Annotated in this window: 12 protein-coding genes; 5 read left to right on the forward strand and 7 right to left on the reverse strand. The window is 39.4% G+C overall.

Features of this window, described 5'->3' with window-relative positions; genetic code table 11:
- The first annotated feature begins 24 nt into the window (after positions 1 to 24).
- From CLV48_RS09645 to CLV48_RS09660, 4 genes are all read left to right on the forward strand, one after another.
- Entirely contained in the window at positions 25 to 363 is a 339-nt protein-coding gene (locus tag CLV48_RS09645) for a HipA family kinase (protein WP_106567065.1), read from the forward strand.
- Positions 336 to 851 carry a hypothetical protein gene (locus CLV48_RS09650; RefSeq protein WP_106567066.1) on the forward strand — a complete coding sequence of 172 codons (516 nt, stop codon included), beginning with the start codon at positions 336 to 338 and terminating at the stop codon, positions 849 to 851. Before CLV48_RS09645 ends, CLV48_RS09650 begins: the two co-directional genes overlap by 28 nt.
- Positions 848 to 1708: a hypothetical protein gene (locus tag CLV48_RS09655; protein ID WP_106567067.1), complete on the forward strand. Its 861-nt coding sequence runs from the start codon at positions 848 to 850 to the stop codon at positions 1706 to 1708. The genes CLV48_RS09650 and CLV48_RS09655 overlap by 4 nt, the downstream gene beginning before the upstream one ends.
- A gap of 1258 nt (positions 1709 to 2966) precedes the next feature.
- The gene (locus CLV48_RS09660; protein WP_106567068.1) at positions 2967 to 3698 is read left to right on the forward strand and encodes a hypothetical protein; all 732 of its coding nucleotides are present in this window, start codon (positions 2967 to 2969) and stop codon (positions 3696 to 3698) included.
- A 157-nt stretch (positions 3699 to 3855) separates the two neighbouring features.
- Here the strand turns inward: CLV48_RS09660 and CLV48_RS09665 are convergent, their stop codons facing one another.
- The 4 genes from CLV48_RS09665 to CLV48_RS09680 form a co-directional block, all read right to left on the reverse strand.
- Positions 3856 to 4314, reverse strand: coding sequence for a CBS domain-containing protein (locus tag CLV48_RS09665; RefSeq protein ID WP_106567069.1), 459 nt, complete (start codon positions 4312 to 4314; stop codon positions 3856 to 3858).
- Positions 4315 to 4473: 159 nt separating this feature from the next.
- A complete protein-coding gene (locus CLV48_RS09670) occupies positions 4474 to 6018 on the reverse strand; it encodes an FG-GAP repeat domain-containing protein (RefSeq protein ID WP_106567070.1) in 1545 nt (514 codons plus the stop codon).
- Positions 6019 to 6112: 94 nt separating this feature from the next.
- A complete protein-coding gene (locus CLV48_RS09675; protein ID WP_106567071.1) occupies positions 6113 to 6847 on the reverse strand; it encodes a copper homeostasis protein CutC in 735 nt (244 codons plus the stop codon).
- Between the two features lie 6 nt (positions 6848 to 6853).
- Positions 6854 to 7840, reverse strand: coding sequence for an isoaspartyl peptidase/L-asparaginase family protein (locus CLV48_RS09680; RefSeq protein WP_106567072.1), 987 nt, complete (start codon positions 7838 to 7840; stop codon positions 6854 to 6856).
- A gap of 131 nt (positions 7841 to 7971) precedes the next feature.
- On the opposite strand from CLV48_RS09680, the gene CLV48_RS09685 reads away from it, so the two are divergent.
- Positions 7972 to 8733 (forward strand): creatininase family protein, encoded by a 762-nt coding sequence (locus tag CLV48_RS09685; RefSeq protein WP_106567170.1) that lies wholly within the window; start codon positions 7972 to 7974, stop codon positions 8731 to 8733.
- Positions 8734 to 8807: 74 nt separating this feature from the next.
- Here CLV48_RS09685 and CLV48_RS09690 read toward each other — a convergent pair whose 3' ends face one another.
- The 3 genes from CLV48_RS09690 to CLV48_RS09700 all read right to left on the reverse strand — a co-directional run bounded on the left by CLV48_RS09690 (position 8808) and on the right by CLV48_RS09700 (position 17541).
- On the reverse strand, positions 8808 to 12326 hold the full coding sequence (locus CLV48_RS09690; protein ID WP_106567073.1) for a CRTAC1 family protein: 3519 nt from the start codon (positions 12324 to 12326) through the stop codon (positions 8808 to 8810).
- A gap of 158 nt (positions 12327 to 12484) precedes the next feature.
- Positions 12485 to 14221 carry a RagB/SusD family nutrient uptake outer membrane protein gene (locus CLV48_RS09695; protein WP_106567074.1) on the reverse strand — a complete coding sequence of 579 codons (1737 nt, stop codon included), beginning with the start codon at positions 14219 to 14221 and terminating at the stop codon, positions 12485 to 12487.
- A 59-nt stretch (positions 14222 to 14280) separates the two neighbouring features.
- Positions 14281 to 17541, reverse strand: a complete 3261-nt coding sequence (locus CLV48_RS09700; protein WP_106567075.1) for a SusC/RagA family TonB-linked outer membrane protein — start codon at positions 17539 to 17541, stop codon at positions 14281 to 14283.
- Between the last annotated feature and the right edge of the window lie 454 nt (positions 17542 to 17995).

Consider the following 17995-nt stretch of genomic DNA (forward strand, 5'->3'; position numbering starts at 1 on the left):
AACTCATGATAAAATAAAGCATATATGATTCGTCAGGTAAAGACCATATCTTTTAAAGAGGAGCTAAAAGATCAAAACAGCGCCCCAATGTTGTTTTTATGTGATGATTTTGAGCTTTATTTTTGTAAGTCCCGATTAGATTATGCAGACTACGACTTCTTGGTTTATGAATTATTAGGAAGCCACATAGCTAATTACTTTGGGATTGCAACGCCTGATATAGCTTTTGTGCAATTTGATGAAGAATCCATGGGATCTGGCTATTTCCAACGTAATTTAATCTGGAACATGGAACAGTCATTTTTGGGTCTAAAAATATTGGCCGAAATGATCATTTGGACAAAACAGGTAAATTCAAGATAAAAAACGCCAAGCAGTTCTCAAAAATTAATAATCCCGAGGATATTTTAAAAATCACCTTAATGGATTGTCATTTGAATAATGTTGATCGGAATTCAGAAAATTACAACCTATTATTCCAAACTGAACAACAGAGATTTTACGCAATTGACCATGCTGCCTTGTTTGGAGGGCCTGCATTAAAAAGTCGTTTTGTTCCTAAAGGAGAACCTTCTTTAGGACAAAAATTACTGGGATCCTATTTATTGCGGAATACGCTAAAATATATAACTTTAGAAAATATCCAGAAGACATTAGAAAGTTATTTTGCGCAATGTAATTCCATATTAGGAACAGAAATTGATAAAGTCTTCTCAATGCTCCCAGAATCCTGGGAAATAAGTGAAAATTTGAAGGAAAGAGTTTTAGCATATTCGTTAGATGAAACGAGATTAAATTTGTTGGAACTATTGTTGTCAAATAATCTTTACGAAATTAAAAAGAAGATATGAAAAATGTCCTTGTTCCTATTTCTGTAAGGTTGGATAATTTCACCGAGGATTCCATAACTGTGGCCTTGTTAGCCTTTAATGATCAGGTAAGGTTCTATGATTTCTCATTGGAAAAGTTAAAAATTGCCAGATCAATATTGGACGATAATTCAATGGTTTATCTCGAAGGGGCATTGAAATCATTAAAAAATTCTTTTGTAGAAGAAAGCAAGAAGAAAGAATTAACTTTTACAGACAATTTATTCAGTGAAAAATATATTGATTATCTGTCAAAGTATTCCAGGGGACTTATTAGAATTGGAGAACCGAAAGGGTTTGCCATGGAGTTAAATGAAACCTCTTTTCACAAAGCATTCAGATCATTTGTTGGAGCCGATCTTGGAAAAATGTCACCAAAAGCAGATGCTTCATTGAGGAGTAATATGAAAGAAGTTCTCAAAAATGAAGCCTTTAAAAAAGTAGACGTATTGTACAGTGTGAAACCTTCCCTTATTTCTGGGATTTATGCTGCTCATAAAGTTGATTTTATAGGGGTAAATGGTAGCCCCTATGCAGGACTTGCTGTGGATTTTACCAAAGATGAAGCTGAGGTAGATAAAATCATCCTTACTTTTCGATCCATTGCCAATGGAATTAAAGAAAAAGCCAAGGCTATTGGAATGAATGAAGGGAAGTATGAAGTTTACTTTAATGACCCAGAGTCTTCGGAGAATAAAAAGCTATTGGACATGGTAAGAAAAGACAGGTTAAAGGGCTTTGAAATGGTTGAATTCGGAAAAGTCAATACGGTTATCAGAAATCTTGAGAAAGGTAATTATATTAAATTTTCAGAGTCAAAATTGGCAGTATCCAAATAAAGATAAAAATTACATTTCTCATTATTTGAAAACAGTAACCGTCATGCTACACGCAGATCAGCGCACCAGGACGGGTCGTTTTGATTAATAAAAATTAGGTTTTCAATAGTTGATAATGTCGAGAAACATCTCGTCTATCTTCCTCTTCAACTACAGTAGCGGAAATACTGAATCCTGTTTTTGAAAATTTAGAATTAAGAATCGGCCCAGAAATAACAATATTATCTTCAAGCTGTTCATCTTCCATTAGGGATTTCAAACCAGTCCATAATTTGCTTTCCTACATGATGAAAAGCAAATTTATTCGGCATACTCTACTTTCTTTGGTCAAATAAAACGTGAAAGAACTCACCGGAAATTTTAGTAGCGAGAAGTTATTGATAGAAAATTCTCAGACCTTTATTTTATTGGTCATTTAAACTCCATAGGATAAACTACATTTTAACCCATTCCCTTATCTAAAGCGAAATATTTAGAAGGATTGTGTGATGAAAGAAGGAGCACTGGAAATAGGAAAACATCAGTTATTTATACATAAATCGTGAACAACAGTAATTTTCCACCATTGATAATTTCGGTTTGCTCTGCGGTTCCTCAAAAAACCATAGAATCGTTTAACAATTTTTAAGTTCTTCGTTATCATTTTTTAACGGTGAAAATAATGATCAAAGAATTAGTTTGCTGATTTTTAACACCATCTATTAAAACTTTTATCCTAACATCATGAAAACTAAGATGCCAAAAAGAAAAAAAAGAAGTACTGTCTTTTATTTGAACCAATTCATTATGGCCAATACCTATTTCATAGGTTTTGAAAAAAGTGTTGCGGTTAATGATCAATTATCTAAAGGAGAACCGAAATGAGTTTGAGGTAAATTGTACAAGATATTTTTTTTATATCAGGACAAAAAAAGGACCCTTTGAGATCCATAAGATCAAAATTACGGTAGTGAAATAGGCTTTTGTTAAACTCCATAGTTTAAGAAAAAGCAATTAAATGTATAATAGGTACCAAAATACCCTATTCTTATCCGTAGACCTCCCGACCCTGTCCCGTGTATACTCCGACCATTCGCCGACTTTTTGCGATGGATCAAGAAAACATGTGATTTTTCCGATAAAGCACTTTCCCCAATAAAGATCGAATGAACGAAATGTAAATCTCAAATTTTTTGGCTCAAATTTTGCTAAAATATCCAATAAAATCATCTGGATAAATCAACCAAGGGGTTTATTCATCTAAACCATACAAACTACTATGAAAATTTCAAAAAACATTTTAACAGCAATGGCATTGGCCGCCACATTTGCTTTTGTTTCCTGCAGCAATGAAGATGAAATCCCAGGCAGCGGTGAAGGAAAATTAGGTTTTGCCTTTGTTCTGAATAACGGTACCGCAAGTGCTGCAAATGCAAGAACTGAAAACAGTAACCTGACAATTGAAAACGGTTTCATTCAGATCAAAAAACTCGAACTTGAAGTCGAAGGCAAAAATGATTTGGGCACCTTCGAGAAAGAAATTGAGATAAAATTCAGAGACATCAAAAAAGTCACCTTTAACGACTTTGATGAATCTGTGGATTTCTTCATCAATATCGAAGCAGGTGAGTATAAAGAAATTGAACTGGAACTGGACCTGATTGATCATAGAAACGAACCTTCCATTTACATCGAAGGAACCTATGCTTCCCAAAGCGGGGCAGCTATACCAGTGGTTTTCGAGTTTTTTGGAGATGATATTGATTTTGAAGTAGAAATTGAAGCAAAAGATGGCAGCTACTTTACTATCGATGCAAGAAATAACCCACTGGCACTCTTTGAAATCAACGCGATGAACTGGTTCAGGGGAGTTTCAGATTCCGAATTTGAAAACGCAACCTTAACAGGAGGAAAACTGCTAATCAATAGAGATAGCAACAGAAATATTTATACCAAAGTGACCAATAATATCAAACAATCTGCTGAGATAGAAATCGAATTAAAAAGATAATTGAAGTAACATTCAACAAATTTCAAGAGGCTTTAAAATGATTCAAATTAAAGCCCTGAGATTGGGCTGAATGCAAGTTGATTCGGATACTTACCCAAACAAAATGGAGGCTGACTTTATATATGAGACAGCCTCTATTTTATTATTGGACTGAATATTACCAGGTCGTAGATTTTAGTTTGGGAAACGCCCTTATGATATCAGACAAAGAAATCTGACCGATCAATTTTCCGTCTTTTAAAACAGGAAATCTCCTTATTTTCAGTTCCAGAAATCTCTGCGCGGCATCAAAGAGACTCAAATCAGGAGAAAGGGTAATGACATCTGCAGTCATATGGTCAGCAACCGTCCCGGGGAATTTAGGTGTATTGGAATATTTTCCTTTGATAATTTCCTTTAAACAGTCCACTTCTGAAATAATGCCCACCAAATGGCCATGACTATTGACAACCGGGGCACCGGAAATTTTTCTCTTGGTCAACATTTCCAAGACATAATCAATACTGTCTTCTGGTTGGAACGTAACCAAATTGGTACTCATATGATCCTTTACCAAAATAGGAAGGGCTGCTTTTTTGGGCTCTACCACCCTCACGCCTTGGAAACTTTTCACCATAATTTTTTGGGTTTTGATTGTCCGAATAATTTAAGTAAAAAATCTTTGAATTCAAAAGCTTATATCTTTTATTCGGAGCAAATCAAGACAAAAACCTGAAAATTATAATAAAACCAATCATAAAAATTGATTTTTACAAATAAGCGAAATTTAATCTGGTCAGAAAATCTGATTGCTTAAGATAATAAATGGCATCCAATTCACTGCAGGATAAGCATGCAGGGTCTTAAAATCAAAACTACCCAATATGATGTCCTCTTTTCCATTCCCCGAAATATCTCCTTTACTGATGGTAAGCAATGACCATTGTCCCAATTCAGGCTTGGTTTTTACCTCAAACTCGAAAGCATTCTTTTGTTCAAAAAACAGGAAATTATCTAGCCCTTCTTGATGTTTGGATGGAAAATGCGAAATAACAGCAATGTCAGTTTTCCCATCCGCTGTAAACTCCCCTATCACCAAACCACTGGCGCCATGCATGGGATAAAAAAAGGCCTCCTCAAACTGGTTTGAGCCATTATTCTTAAAAATCCTAAGACCATGGTAAGGTTTAAGTACCGGGGAAAAATCAGCATTATCCCCATTGACCAAAACAATTTCCTTATAACCATCCCCATCAATATCCACCCATTCAAAATCTGAAGAACCGAAAACCGGGTCAAAAAGCAACCAATTTTCTTCTTTGAATTCTCTGTTGCCCTGATTAAGATATACAAAAACACCCTCTTTGGCCTGTGTCATCAAAGCAATCACATCAGGCAATCCATCACCGTTCACATCGTCAATGATTGTCCTCCTTGCTCCGGGCCTATTGTTTAAAAGATGGGGCTCAAATCCTGATGAGCTTTGTTCAAACCACATCAAACTCCCTATATGATGCCCAAAATTTGAAATGACAATATCTTCCACTCCATCTCCACTCAGATCCGCAAAGGAAAAATGTACAGGACGTCTCAAGCTATCCAATAGAACCGAAGATGATCTCTGATCCGCCTTCAACAACTGTAATTTACCAATAGACCAATTGGATGGATCCATATATCCCATTTGGAGCAAGTCCATTCCTCCTCCTTCCCTGAACCTGATATCTGAGACCGGAGAAGCAATAGCAAAAGAATCTATGATTATCAGGTCCAAAGGATCAATCCTGAACATCTGATTCAACCTATCTCCCAAATAAATCAGGGATTCTTCTTCATGATAAACCGCTATGGTGGTTAAGCTTGGCCTTTTGTTAGTAAAATTGGGAGTAATCAACCCAAAGCTATCCAAGTCTTTGATTTCACCGGGAGACCGCACAATTTCAGGAAGTCTTTCAGGGGCATTTGCAAGGTAATATGCCTGTATCAAATCCCATTCTGATTTTCGGATCAAGGTCTCTGTAGAATATATTCCTATAGGAGCACCGTTATCTTCCCCTATAGCCACCCCAAAATCATCAGCAGTAATCAGGCCCAAACGCCTTCTCATGTCAGGCAGAACAGATCTCTCCCAAGTTGTTTTATCTAAAAGGGAAGGATCCGGTTTAAGATGGCAGGCGGAACAATAAGCATCCGAAAGGGATTTGCCCGATAACTCCATAGAATGGTTGTCGATACTCCTGATTTTATCAAAATCATCCAAATCATTCTTTGAAGATGACTGACAGGCAATAACCAGTAATATTACGCCTACCCACAACAGGTGGAAAAAAGAAAATCGCATGTTGAAAGCTAAATTTCAACTAAGATTGTTAATTTTTCCGAAAACCCAGTGTGTATTTTTTACAATTTGATAAATGGAAAAATGAGTGTTTAAACTAGTCTTGCATCTCATTTAAAAACTCCCTGACCATCGCCTCATCAATCGTCAAAACCTGATGAAATGCATCCGGGTCATTGGAGAGGCTGACTTGGGGATGTCTATAGATGGAAGTTGATGGCCTGTAAGTTTTACAGCTTGCATGTATTTCTGTTAAATGCCCTGAGGCTTTTAAAGGCCCAATATGCTCTACTTTCGATCCTCCGCCTGGCAATATGATAATTCTCCCTTCGGCTTGTTTCATGTATTGAAGAATATTGGACAAACCAGCAGTGGCTGTATTTTCCCCACCGGAAGTAAGAATCCTTTTAAAGCCCAATGAAATGAGGGTTTCGATAGCCTCTTCCTTATCCCTACAAATATCAAATGCCCTATGAAACGTACAGGGGTGTCCACCAGTCTCATTGAGCAATGATCTACAAGCTTCCTGGTCTACACGCCCATCCTGATCCAAAACCCCGAAAACAAACCCATCGGCTCCATATGATTTCAGGATCCTGATATCCCTTCTCATCACTTCCAATTCTTCAGGAGTATAAACAAAATCCCCTCCTCTGGGACGGATCATCACAAAAATGGGAATATTGATTTTTTCTTTAAGATAGGATAAGGCTCCTACTGAAGGTGTTTCGCCTCCTTCTCCAAAATCAGCGCAAAGTTCAAGACGGTGTACGCCATAGGATGCTGCCTTTAAGGCAGCTTCCACTGTAAAAACAGGTGCTTCCAAAATCATAACCAATTACATTTTATATCCAGCTTGCAATAAGTCCTTTCCCTGACTTTGATGTCTGGCAAAAGTAAATCCTTTTTGAACGGCAAATGCCCCATACTCCCCGTCCTTATTGATGGCCAGAAATCCAGCCTGAATATCCTTGATGTCTTTGGCATTTTTGGCAATCAACCTCCTTACTGCTTCCTCGCAGGCTTCCTGGGGAGACCTTCCCTGACGCATCAATTCTACAATTAAGAAACTTCCACAAATTCGGATGATGGATTCCCCCAAACCAGTAGCTGTAGCGGCTCCTACTTCATCATCTACATACAATCCTGCCCCAATAATAGGACTATCTCCTACCCTTCCATGCATTTTAAAAGCTAAGCCAGAGGTAGTACAAGATCCCGCCAATTTCCCATCTGCACCCAAAGCAATCATCCCAATGGTATCGTGGTTTTCAATATTGATAATGGGCTTGTATTGAGACTCCACTTTCCATTCCTGATAAGCAGCCTCTGCTTTGGGACTCAGAACCTCTTCTTCCATGGGAAATCCCCGAGCAATAGCAAACTGCCGGGCTCCTTCCCCAACCAACATCACATGAGGGGTTTCTTCCATCACCCTTCTGGCTAAAGAAATGGGGTGCCTGACCTGTCTCACAAAGGCTACAGAGCCACAAGAACCATCCCCTTTCATAATGGATGCATCCAGGGTAGGAATGCCCTCTCTATCAGGTAGGCCCTGAAGTCCGACCGATAGGTTTTCCATATCCAGTTCAGTCACTTTTACCCCCTCCTCAACTGCTGACACCAAATCCCCAGTCTCCATCAAAACCTTCCATGCCCTGTCATTGGCTGGCATACCATGATCCCAGGTGGAAAGTATCAAGGGTTTGAATTTTTCTCCTTGGGCAGTATCCTGGGACTGACTGCAGGCAGGAATCAAACCTGCGGGCAACAAGAGAGAAGTGGAAGCCAATGTCTTTTTAAGGAAAGTTCTTCTATTGCTCATAGGAAGATCGGTGAATGGTGAAACAAAGAACAATATTCAAAAAAAATCGCATTTTACAGGATTCTTTGATGATATTTTTAAAAAAGTCAGCAATCCAGCGTAAATTCAAGCTGAATAAACCGATACATGACATGAGACCCTATATTCTGGCAGAAAACAACTGGAAAAACTTAAAAACAGAAAGATTCGAGCTGGCAGTGCTTCCCTGGGGTGCCACCGAGGCCCACAATTACCATATGCCCTACGGAACAGATGTTTATGAAGCAGATTCCATTGCCGCAGGAGCCGGAAAATATGCATGGGAGAATGGCGGTAAAGTTATCATTCTTCCAACTATCCCATTTGGCGTCAATACTGGCCAACATGATATTTACTTAGACATCAACATGAATCCAAGTACGCAATTTGCGATTCTGAAAGATATTTTGACAGTTCTGGACAGACAGGGAATCCACAAATTCCTGATTCTTAATAGCCATGGAGGCAATGATTTTAAATCCATGCTCAGAGAGCTGGGGCTAATATTCCCCAAAATGTTACTCTTTACCTGCAATTGGTTTCAGGCCTTGGACAAAAGTAAATATTTTGAGGAGGAAGGGGACCATGCCGATGAAATGGAAACAAGTCTGATCATGTACCTTCACCCTGAATTGGTATTGCCTTTGGAAGAAGCGGGTGATGGAAAAGAAAAAAAATCAGTAATTCCAGGTTTACGGGAAAAATGGGCCTGGTCTGAAAGAAAATGGTCCCAGGTGAGCGAAGATACTGGGATTGGTAATCCTTACAAATCCAATGCAGATAAAGGAAAGAGATTTTTTGAGGATGTATGCCTTAAAGTTGGTCAACTGATGCTGGATATTTGTCATGCAGATTCCAAAGCACTTTACCGGTAAAATTTAAACCCCAAAATAAAAAATGCCCTTGTGCCTTCCTTTACCTAAAGCACAAGGGCATTTTCCGGACATTTTCAAAATTGAACTTGATTTCCCCGGTAATCAATCCCACTGACGGATTTTACTCCAGCCGGAAGCCTGAGATCAGAGCTGGAATTAGAAAGAAATCCTGAACGGTTTTTAACTTCTATTTTTAGTGATTTCCCATTTTCAAATTCAAGGACAACAGTATGAATATTCTGCGGTACTTTAAGGTAATTCCCATTTAGGGACAGGCTTTGATGTATCTTCAGTTTTCCTCGATTCTGGGAAGAAAGATATAGCGGAAATCCATTTAAATCATGAACAATGGCCATGGATTTCGCATCTCCCGGAACCAAAAAACCACTATCATATGATCTGACTGGATCAAAGCCTCCATTTCCGTCCCCTAACAGAATCAGGCCGTTAAAGGCATCATATCTTCCGGAAAAAACCTCATTTCCATAATCATTGCCTATCATCAGCACATCCAAATTACCGTCATTGTTAACATCATCTACAAGCATTCCATTTACAGGGGCCACCTGTGCCAACAAAGGCAATTCATGCATTCTGAATTTTCCATTGCCTAAATTTTCAATCCAAGTACTCCTGTCATAATTCCCCTTTAAAACCATGGCTCCCTCTAGCTCTTCCTTGGTAAAGAATGTTGCTTCTGTTATGCGGGCATAGTTCTTGTAACCATTGAATTTTCTCCTAAAAAGTGGACTTTGGCCATAGAGATCATCCCAATAGTGAACTGGAACTGATGTATAAGTGCCGGAATTATCTTTGAAATAAGTGAATATTACCGGATCAATACTACGGTTATTGTCAAAATCTTTACCATAGACAGTTACTGGTCTTTCGATTGATGGATGATAATAATTATTAGCACCCAAATTTCCAACCACATAATCCATCCTTCCATCACCATTGAAATCCCCAGCTACAATGCTGTTCCACCATCCAAGTCCCTCTTCCAAACCAGTGTCCGAAAGTTTATTCAATTTTGATCCTGAATTATTGAAAACCGTGACGGGCATTAATTCTCCGACTAAAATCAGATCCAACAGACCATCACCATCTGTATCAGACCATAAGGCATCAGTTAGCATTCCTATATTTCTCAATCCAGGAGCCCAGAGATCTGTGACATCTTCCAGTTTTCCTTTATTATTCTTTAACAGCAATGATTGGTCAGGAAAAGGATATTGGCCTATATGGGCCCTTCCACCGACAAATAAATCCATCCAGCCATCTCCATCAAAATCCGCAGCTCTTACTACAGAACCACTGGCTTTGATTGAGTCCATGGCTCCCTTTACCCTTGAAAAATTACCCTTCCCGTCATTCAGGTAAATCCTATCCTGGTATTCATCTGCATCAGGAATAAATTCAGAACTTCCGGAAACTGTGTAAAGGTCCAAATCACCGTCATTATCCAAATCAAAAAGGACCATCCCCATCTCTTCATACTTATATTCATTGGAATCTGAAAAAAGGTTTTTTTGATCAAATGATCCGGATACTTTTTGGACAAACAACTGGGGGGAAAATCCTGCGGAACTACCTACTATAAAATCCTCCAAACCATCACCGTTGACATCTCCAACTACCAAGCTTGGGCCAAATTGGGTCAATTTATGAGGTAAGGTTCTTTGCACATTATAGTCAATTTTGTCGGCTTCCTCATGCCTGTAATCCACCCCCAGTTGGGAGGCAATTTCTTTTACCAAAGGATGAACCTTTTTGGGTGTGAAAGGAAAGTCTAATGCTTTTAATGAGGTTTTGGAGGCCTCTTTCAACTCAAGTGTCAAAACCTGGTTGACTGAAACTTGTTCTAATTTTTGGTAACTGCCCTCCTGCCAGTAAACTTCGATTGAGGCAATTTGATCTGACTTACCCAATCCAAAATGAACCACATCTTCTACCGCTGACATGTAACCTCTAGAAAGGTGTTGCTCATGATACAAAAGCTCGCCGTCTTTGGTTTTCAAGGCAATCTTTGCTCCAATTCCATATGGATTGTGAACCGAGCCCTTCAATTTGATTCTGAGGTAATTGTTCACCTCTTTTTTCTTTTGGTTGAGGGTATTCTCAAATACAAAAGCCGGATCATTGATGTTATTGACTACATAATCCAAATCACCGTCACCGTCCAGGTCAACAAATACTGCCCCATTGGAAAAGGAAGGTATATTTAAACCCCAGGAATCTCCTACATTTTCAAAAGTCCAGTCACCGTTATTTTTAAAGGAATAATTTGGGATTTTTACAATTGGAATGGAGTCCAGTAATTGCCTTACAGTAGCTACATTGCCTACATCAGCCCTATAATTTGCAAAGTCCTTATCCGTAATGTCCCTGGGAAAACCATTTGTTATCAAAAGATCTCTCTTGCCATCATTGTCCATATCCACAAATAATGGTGACCAGGACCAGTCAGTCTGGTACACACCTGCCAAGAATCCGATTTCACTGAATGGAACACCCGGTCCATTTCCAACATGTAGCATATTACGGACATGTTGGTACTCATATCCCCATTCTTCATTGTTGATATAAGTTTGATAGGAATTTTTGGCAATAGTGGTTTTTTTCCTGTAGTTGGTTTCACCAAGCATATCCAAAGTAATGATATCCAGGTAACCATCATTATTATAATCTGCAATATCAGAACCCATGGAAAACATACTCTGATGGCGGATATAATCCCTAGTGCTATTGGAAAAAGTGCCATCCCTATTGTTGATATACAAAATATCGTTTGGCATATAATCATTGGATATATATAAATCCGGCCATCCGTCCTGATTGATATCCGCAACTGCCAGACCTAATCCAAAACCTTCAATAGTAATCCCTGCTTCAATGGTCACATCAGTGAATGTGCCATCACCATTATTCTTGTATAATCTGTCATTATTGATGGCTGAACCATCCGTGATTTTCTCCCTGAAATTCGAAGGCACTCCTTTTACCTGCTCGTTATTGAGTACATATAAATCCAACAATCCATCATTGTTATAATCAAAAAAAGTAGCCCACATGCTATTGCCGTTTTCTGCTATACCAAATTCCTTGGCCATTTCTTTGAAATGGGGTTTCCCGTCTTGATCAAGCCCCTGATTCACAAAAAGCATATTGGCACGCTTTTCTTTTTCGGGAAACATCGCTGCACAAACATAAATATCCAACCAGCCATCACCATTGATATCCACTACAGTGACACCTGTGCTCCATCGATCTTCTGCAGCGGTTCGGGAGGAATTGGTGATATCTTCAAACTTAAAATCACCCTTGTTCAAATAAAGTCGGTTGGAAACCTGATTACCTGTAAAATAAAGATCCGGGAGTCCATCATTATTAAAGTCCCCAACTGCTACGCCACCACCATTGAAAATATATTCATCGGTAAGGATATTGAAAGTGTCTGACTCTACGATTTGATTATTAAAGTCAATACCGGTTTCCTTGACTGATTTCAATGCAAATAAATGATCGGTTTTTTGGGAACAGGAAGCGAAAAGGAGAAGTCCTATTGCCATCCAGAGGTAAATAACTTTCATGATCAACTTTTCTTCGATTTGGGTAATAATGGCTTCAAGTTAATGGAATATATGTTTATGAAAAACGGAATTCAACATTAATTTTTCAAAGATTTCCATAAAAAAACAAAGGGATGACAAATGTCATCCCTTTGCAATAATTATAGATTTAACAGGTATTAGAACCCAGGGTTTTGTCTTAATTTATCAGAACCCATTAAGTCAATTTGATTTTGCGGGATTGGTAACCATTCATCTCTGTTTACAGTAAATGAAGATCCACCTAAAGCTGCCTGCAATAATGTAGCATCCAGTGCCAAATAGAAATCAATTTCAGCCTTAAGGGTACCCCATCTGGCCAAATCATAGAATCTGTGGCCTTCCATACCTAACTCCAGTTTTCTTTCAAACCTTACTGCAGCCCTTGCCGCATTGGCATCAGTCCATGCAGTGTTGTATGTTTCTACAACATAATTTGCAGCTGGTTGTCCATTGGCTCTCAACAAGGCAGAGTTCTTCGCTCTTGTACGTACCCTGTTTACATGCGCTCTAGCAGCTTCCAAATTGCCTAATTCAACTTCTGCTTCAGCAGCCATCAAAAGCACATCAGCAAAACGGATGATCATGAAGTTGATACCAGTATATCCAGGTGTCCAAGAAGAGTTATCCTGGAATGTTCCACGCTCAGCCCTGCTGTATACATACTTTTTGGGTGAATAAGGACCACCATTTGGCTGGTTACGGATCCATGCTTCACCTGGATGGTTTTGCCAATCCAAATAAGGGATACCTCTTCTACCTACTGTATGATCCAATCTTGGGTCAAGTGGACCGGCATCAGGAGTAAATGCTTGGGCTGAAGTAATACCCATGTCATTTACTACCCTATTGGCAGGTTGATTGTAAGAACCGTCCAACAAAGGAAGTCCTTGGGCATTTGTTCTAAAGGAGTTAACAAAAGTAAAGCTTGGCTGGAAGAACCCACAACAGTTACCAGGTCCGTTAGGTCCTGTATTGTATGGGAAGTTAAGGTCAAACTCAGGGTTAGCATTGTTTACAGAACCGGTATTTGCAGCAGATTGATAAGCCCAAACAGATTCTTGGTGGTTATCATTAGCTCCACGGAACATGTCATCGTAGTAAGGAACCAAGCCATAACGTAGGTTATTGCTGGTTCTACCGTTGGCAATTACATCATCAAATACCTGCTTTGCTTCAGCATACTTCTTAGCATAAAGTAATACTTTACCCAAGTATGCTTTTGCAGCCCAAGAGTTTACTCGGCCTACCTGAGCCTGAGTAGCAGGAAGATTATCCGCAGCAAATCTGAATTCTGCTTCAATGTATGGAAGCAATTCTTGATCATTGGAAAGGTTTCTGAATTCTTCAGAACCATAATCTACAGTATGAGGTACAATTGGAACTTTATTGAAGTTCCTATAGAGTTGGAAATAATGGTGCGCTCTCAAGAATCTTGCTTGTGCTTCAATTGCTCTAGCTTGGGCATCTGTTACACTTGCATTCTTCTTATCAAGAAGTCTTAACACATTATTATTTCTGGCGATACCTTCATAGTTACCATTCCAGTTTTCTTCCAAAATGTCAATGGTCGAGAAAGCTTCATACCTTTGAATTGGGTTGATGGATACGAAATCACCAGGGTCAGTACCTTTATTGGCATCACCACCCCTGATACTACCCCAAACCCAGTTAGAAGGAGATGCCATTCTTTGAAATCTACCGTTAACTTGGGAATAAGCAGCTATCAAAGCAGCATTTAAACCTTCTAAGGTTGTCAATTGTGCTTCGGAAAGCTGGCCTACTGCTGGAACTTCCAAGAAGTCCTCGCAACTTGTAGCAAACAGCATAGAACCTGCTGCCAACATCGCCGCAATTTGAATTTTAAATCTTTTCATATTTCAATTAAACTTTATGAAATTTTGCTTATAACAAACTGTTTGATAGATTGTTTGGCTTAGAAACTCAAATTCAAACCAAATGTGTAACCTCTTGTAACAGGATAGTTACCCACATCTATACCGAACGCCAAGTCAACGTTACCACCCACCATTGGGTCCAGACCATCATATCCTGTAATTGTAAACAGGTTGTTTACAGAACCAAACACCCTAAGTCTTTCCAACTTCCATCTTTGTAACAAAGTGTTTGGCATGGTGTAACCCAAAGTTAAGTTCTGCAATCTCAAATAAGAACCATCTACTACATAGTAGCTGTTAGCTACACCTGAAGTACTGAAGTTAGCAGATTTATCAACCACTGGTACTGTAGCATTTGGATTCTCAGGAGTCCATGCATCCAACAAACGTCTTGAAATGGCAGCACCCTCGAAGGTTGGGAAGAAGTCAGTAAACCATCTCCACTGAGCCCAAATCTTGTTACCGTAAGTACCATAGAAGTAGGCAGCCAAATCAAAGTTTTTATAGGCAACTGTAAAGTTCAAACCTCCGGAGAATTTTGGAACCGGAGAACCTAAGAATGCTCTATCATCAGCATTGATCACTCCGTCACCATTGACATCTCTGTATTTAAATCTTCCTGGAGCTGCACCATCCTGAGTGGCATGTCTGGACACATCTTCTGCTGATTGGAACAATCCATCAACAATAAATCCATAGAATGAAGATATGGGTTGACCAACTTGGTTTCTGATTGGGAATATACCTCTGAAACCTGGGTTAGCATTACCTGATGTAATGAAATCTAGGTTTGGAGCCAAATAAACAATTTCATTTTTCAAGAAACCGCCATTAACCTGCAATTCATAAGTCCAATCTGATGAGAAATTACCACGGGTACCAATCATAATATCAATACCTCTGTTCATCATTTCACCAATGTTAACTGATGGAGCTGCTGCATTGAAACCTGCTACTGAAGGAATTGGTACCTGGAACAACAAGTCTCTGGTATCTTTCTGCCATAAATCAAGGATAAAGTCTAATTTACCCCCAAAAGCAGTACCATCAAATCCTATGTTTTTAGTAACAGCTGTTTCCCACTGTGCATTCGGGTTACCAATACGTGTTCTTCTAAACCCGATAATTGCTGTACTGTTAGTTCCACCAATATCATAAGAAGAAGCTCCTAGGTCACCACCAAATAATGAGAACTGGTTGTTTGGATCAACGTTGTTAGAGTTACCCATTTGTCCCCAGCCACCACGGATTTTCAAGTCATCCAACCAAGTGGCAGAAGACATGAATTCTTCGGAAGAAATCCTCCAAGCTGCAGAAAACGCAGGGAAGGTACCCCATCTGGTGTTTGGTCCAAATCTGGATGAACCGTCTCGACGGATTACCGCACTGAACAAATATCTGTCATTGTAGGAGTAATTTACCCTTCCAAAGAAAGAAAGGAAGTTTACACCAAGGAATTGGCTTGAGTTAGCAATCCTTGTAGAAAAAGGCAGGTTAGAAATCGTAACGAAGTTTGGATCCTCAGAGAAAGGATTTTGTCCGGTAGTATTCATGTTTCTACCTCTACCGGTATTCAAAGCTTCTTGACCGGCCAATAAATCAAATGAATGTCTTCCTATAGATTTTTTGTACTGTGCGGTGTTTGTAAATGTCCACCTGTACACATACCCAGAGAATTCATTGTAACCGAAAGCAGAGTTATTTTCGGAGTTTTCATATTGCAATCTGGAGAATCCAACTCCATAGAAGTTATCGTATTGACCACCGATTGAAGTTCTTAAAGTAAGATTTTCAATTGGATCTACTTCCGCATAAACGTTACCAAACACATTGGCATTGAAGTTCCTGTTATTTTTTAGACCGTCACGGTTTGCAACAGGGTTTCTTGGGTTGTTAAAGCCTCTGGCAGCAGTACCGGCCCATCCACCAAACTCGTCATATACTGGAATGATAGAAGGCATTCTGAAGGCTTGCAAGATGTCGTTTTCATCACCTGAAACACCTTGTCCGCCGTTACCACCTGTCTGACCTAACACCTGACGGTAAGTAGCCTGGAAGTTTTGACCTACACGCACTTTGCTGCCTAAATCATGCTCAGAATTAGCCCTTAAGGAAATCCTTCTGAAGTCATTGTTCAACAAAATACCAGCCTGATCCTGAATACCCAATCCTAAGAAGAACCTACTGGTACCACTACCTCCATAAAATCCTAAGGAATGTCTTTGAATTGGTGCTCTTCTTGTGATGGCATCATACCAATCTGTACCTTCTCCGGTAGCAGCTCTCACCAATTGGTGAACGGCACCTCTTCTAGGATCAATATTATATAGAGCTCTTTGCTCCTCCAATTGAGCAGGAGTAAGTGGGCCTGCCACGCCTGCTGCACCACCTACGTTGATGTAGTAAGGAAGTACTGGTCTTGGACCATTTCCTAGCTGTGGGTGACCGTAGTTTGGAGCACGACCTGAGATTCTTGCCTGATTAGTCTCAGCCAACCAAGTCAAATCGGCATATTCCTGAGGGTTGGTCATATCCAAACCTCTTCCTGGATCGGTGAAACCCATCATGCCATTGTAATCGAATCTCAATTTTTGGGCTTTTTTGTTGCCTCTTTTGGTAGTGTATACAATCACACCGTTAGCAGCCCTTGCACCGTAGATGGAAGCCGCAGCGGCATCTTTCAATACAGTAGTAGATTCGATGTCATCAGGGTTAAGGAAGTCTGTATTTTCAACCGGAACACCGTCCACGATGTAAAGAGGCTGATTACCACCAAAAGCACCAAAACCACGAACCCTGATCTGGGAAGTAGTACCTGGCTGACCGTTGGTTACAACAGTTACACCAGCAATCCTACCTTGTAGGGTTTGCTCCACGTTACCTGTTGGGATAATTGTCAAATCCCTTGGGTTAACAGTAGAAATAGAACCTGTAGTCTCACGACGGCTATCAATGGTATAACCAGTGATAACCAATTCCGACAACTGTCTTTCGTCAGGCTGCATGGACAGGTTGATTACTGAACGGCTACCTACGACTTGTTCGACGGTCCTGTAACCAATAAAAGAGAATACCAACACGGCATTATCTCCTGGAACATTGAGGGAGAATTTTCCGTCAATGTCAGTAGCTGTCCCTGTGGTGGTTCCTTTCACCAAAACGGTAACACCAGGCAATCCATCCCCGAACTCATCCAGGATGGTACCCGTCACCGTTCTTTGCGCCATCGCTGTGGCGCTAGAAAGCACTAAGAGTAGCACAAGCACACTTAGACTTTTGTAAAGTTTTTCCATAAACATAGATTGATTGGGTAATAATTATTAATTGATAAGGTTTGAAAGCAACTAACTTAAAGATAATCACGCAATCGTTTGCAAACACATGCAAAATAATTGCAATAGTTTGCTCAGTTTGTTACCGATTTCCTATTGCTGACTATACCTAACAGCATAAGCTGTTGACTACGGTTCCAACATTTGAAGTTGAAAAGACTGTGTTTTATTAATGCTAAAACGATTTTGTAACTAGGTGCAAAAAAGGTGAAATTTGGTCATAGGCATCGAGATTTTGGTTTATTGTCAAGTTTCTAATCAATTGAAGTGTTGTATTACAAAACAAGGTTATTCTGTCAATTCTCATTTAAATAGTGAAAAATTGGGTTTTTCCACTACTCAGCATCTAATTTAAGAGAATAAACATTAATACAAAAATTTTTTCAAAAATGATTAATTGATTTTTTTAAACAAGCCCAAT

Source organism: Cecembia rubra, assembly GCF_003014575.1.
GTDB classification, from domain to species: domain Bacteria; phylum Bacteroidota; class Bacteroidia; order Cytophagales; family Cyclobacteriaceae; genus Cecembia_A; species Cecembia_A rubra.

Bases quoted from the DNA above. Each gene is read 5' to 3' on its own strand.
- CLV48_RS09690 (WP_106567073.1), bottom strand. From the start codon at position 12,326: ATGAAAGTTATTTACCTCTGGATGGCAATAGGACTTCTCCTTTTCGCT.
- CLV48_RS09645 (WP_106567065.1), top strand. From the start codon at position 25: ATGATTCGTCAGGTAAAGACCATATCTTTTAAAGAGGAGCTAAAAGAT.
- CLV48_RS09695 (WP_106567074.1), bottom strand. From the start codon at position 14,221: ATGAAAAGATTTAAAATTCAAATTGCGGCGATGTTGGCAGCAGGTTCT.
- CLV48_RS09700 (WP_106567075.1), bottom strand. From the start codon at position 17,541: ATGTTTATGGAAAAACTTTACAAAAGTCTAAGTGTGCTTGTGCTACTC.
- CLV48_RS09675 (WP_106567071.1), bottom strand. From the start codon at position 6,847: ATGATTTTGGAAGCACCTGTTTTTACAGTGGAAGCTGCCTTAAAGGCA.
- CLV48_RS09670 (WP_106567070.1), bottom strand. From the start codon at position 6,018: ATGCGATTTTCTTTTTTCCACCTGTTGTGGGTAGGCGTAATATTACTG.
- CLV48_RS09660 (WP_106567068.1), top strand. From the start codon at position 2,967: ATGAAAATTTCAAAAAACATTTTAACAGCAATGGCATTGGCCGCCACA.
- CLV48_RS09655 (WP_106567067.1), top strand. From the start codon at position 848: ATGAAAAATGTCCTTGTTCCTATTTCTGTAAGGTTGGATAATTTCACC.
- CLV48_RS09665 (WP_106567069.1), bottom strand. From the start codon at position 4,314: ATGGTGAAAAGTTTCCAAGGCGTGAGGGTGGTAGAGCCCAAAAAAGCA.
- CLV48_RS09680 (WP_106567072.1), bottom strand. From the start codon at position 7,840: ATGAGCAATAGAAGAACTTTCCTTAAAAAGACATTGGCTTCCACTTCT.
- CLV48_RS09685 (WP_106567170.1), top strand. From the start codon at position 7,972: ATGAGACCCTATATTCTGGCAGAAAACAACTGGAAAAACTTAAAAACA.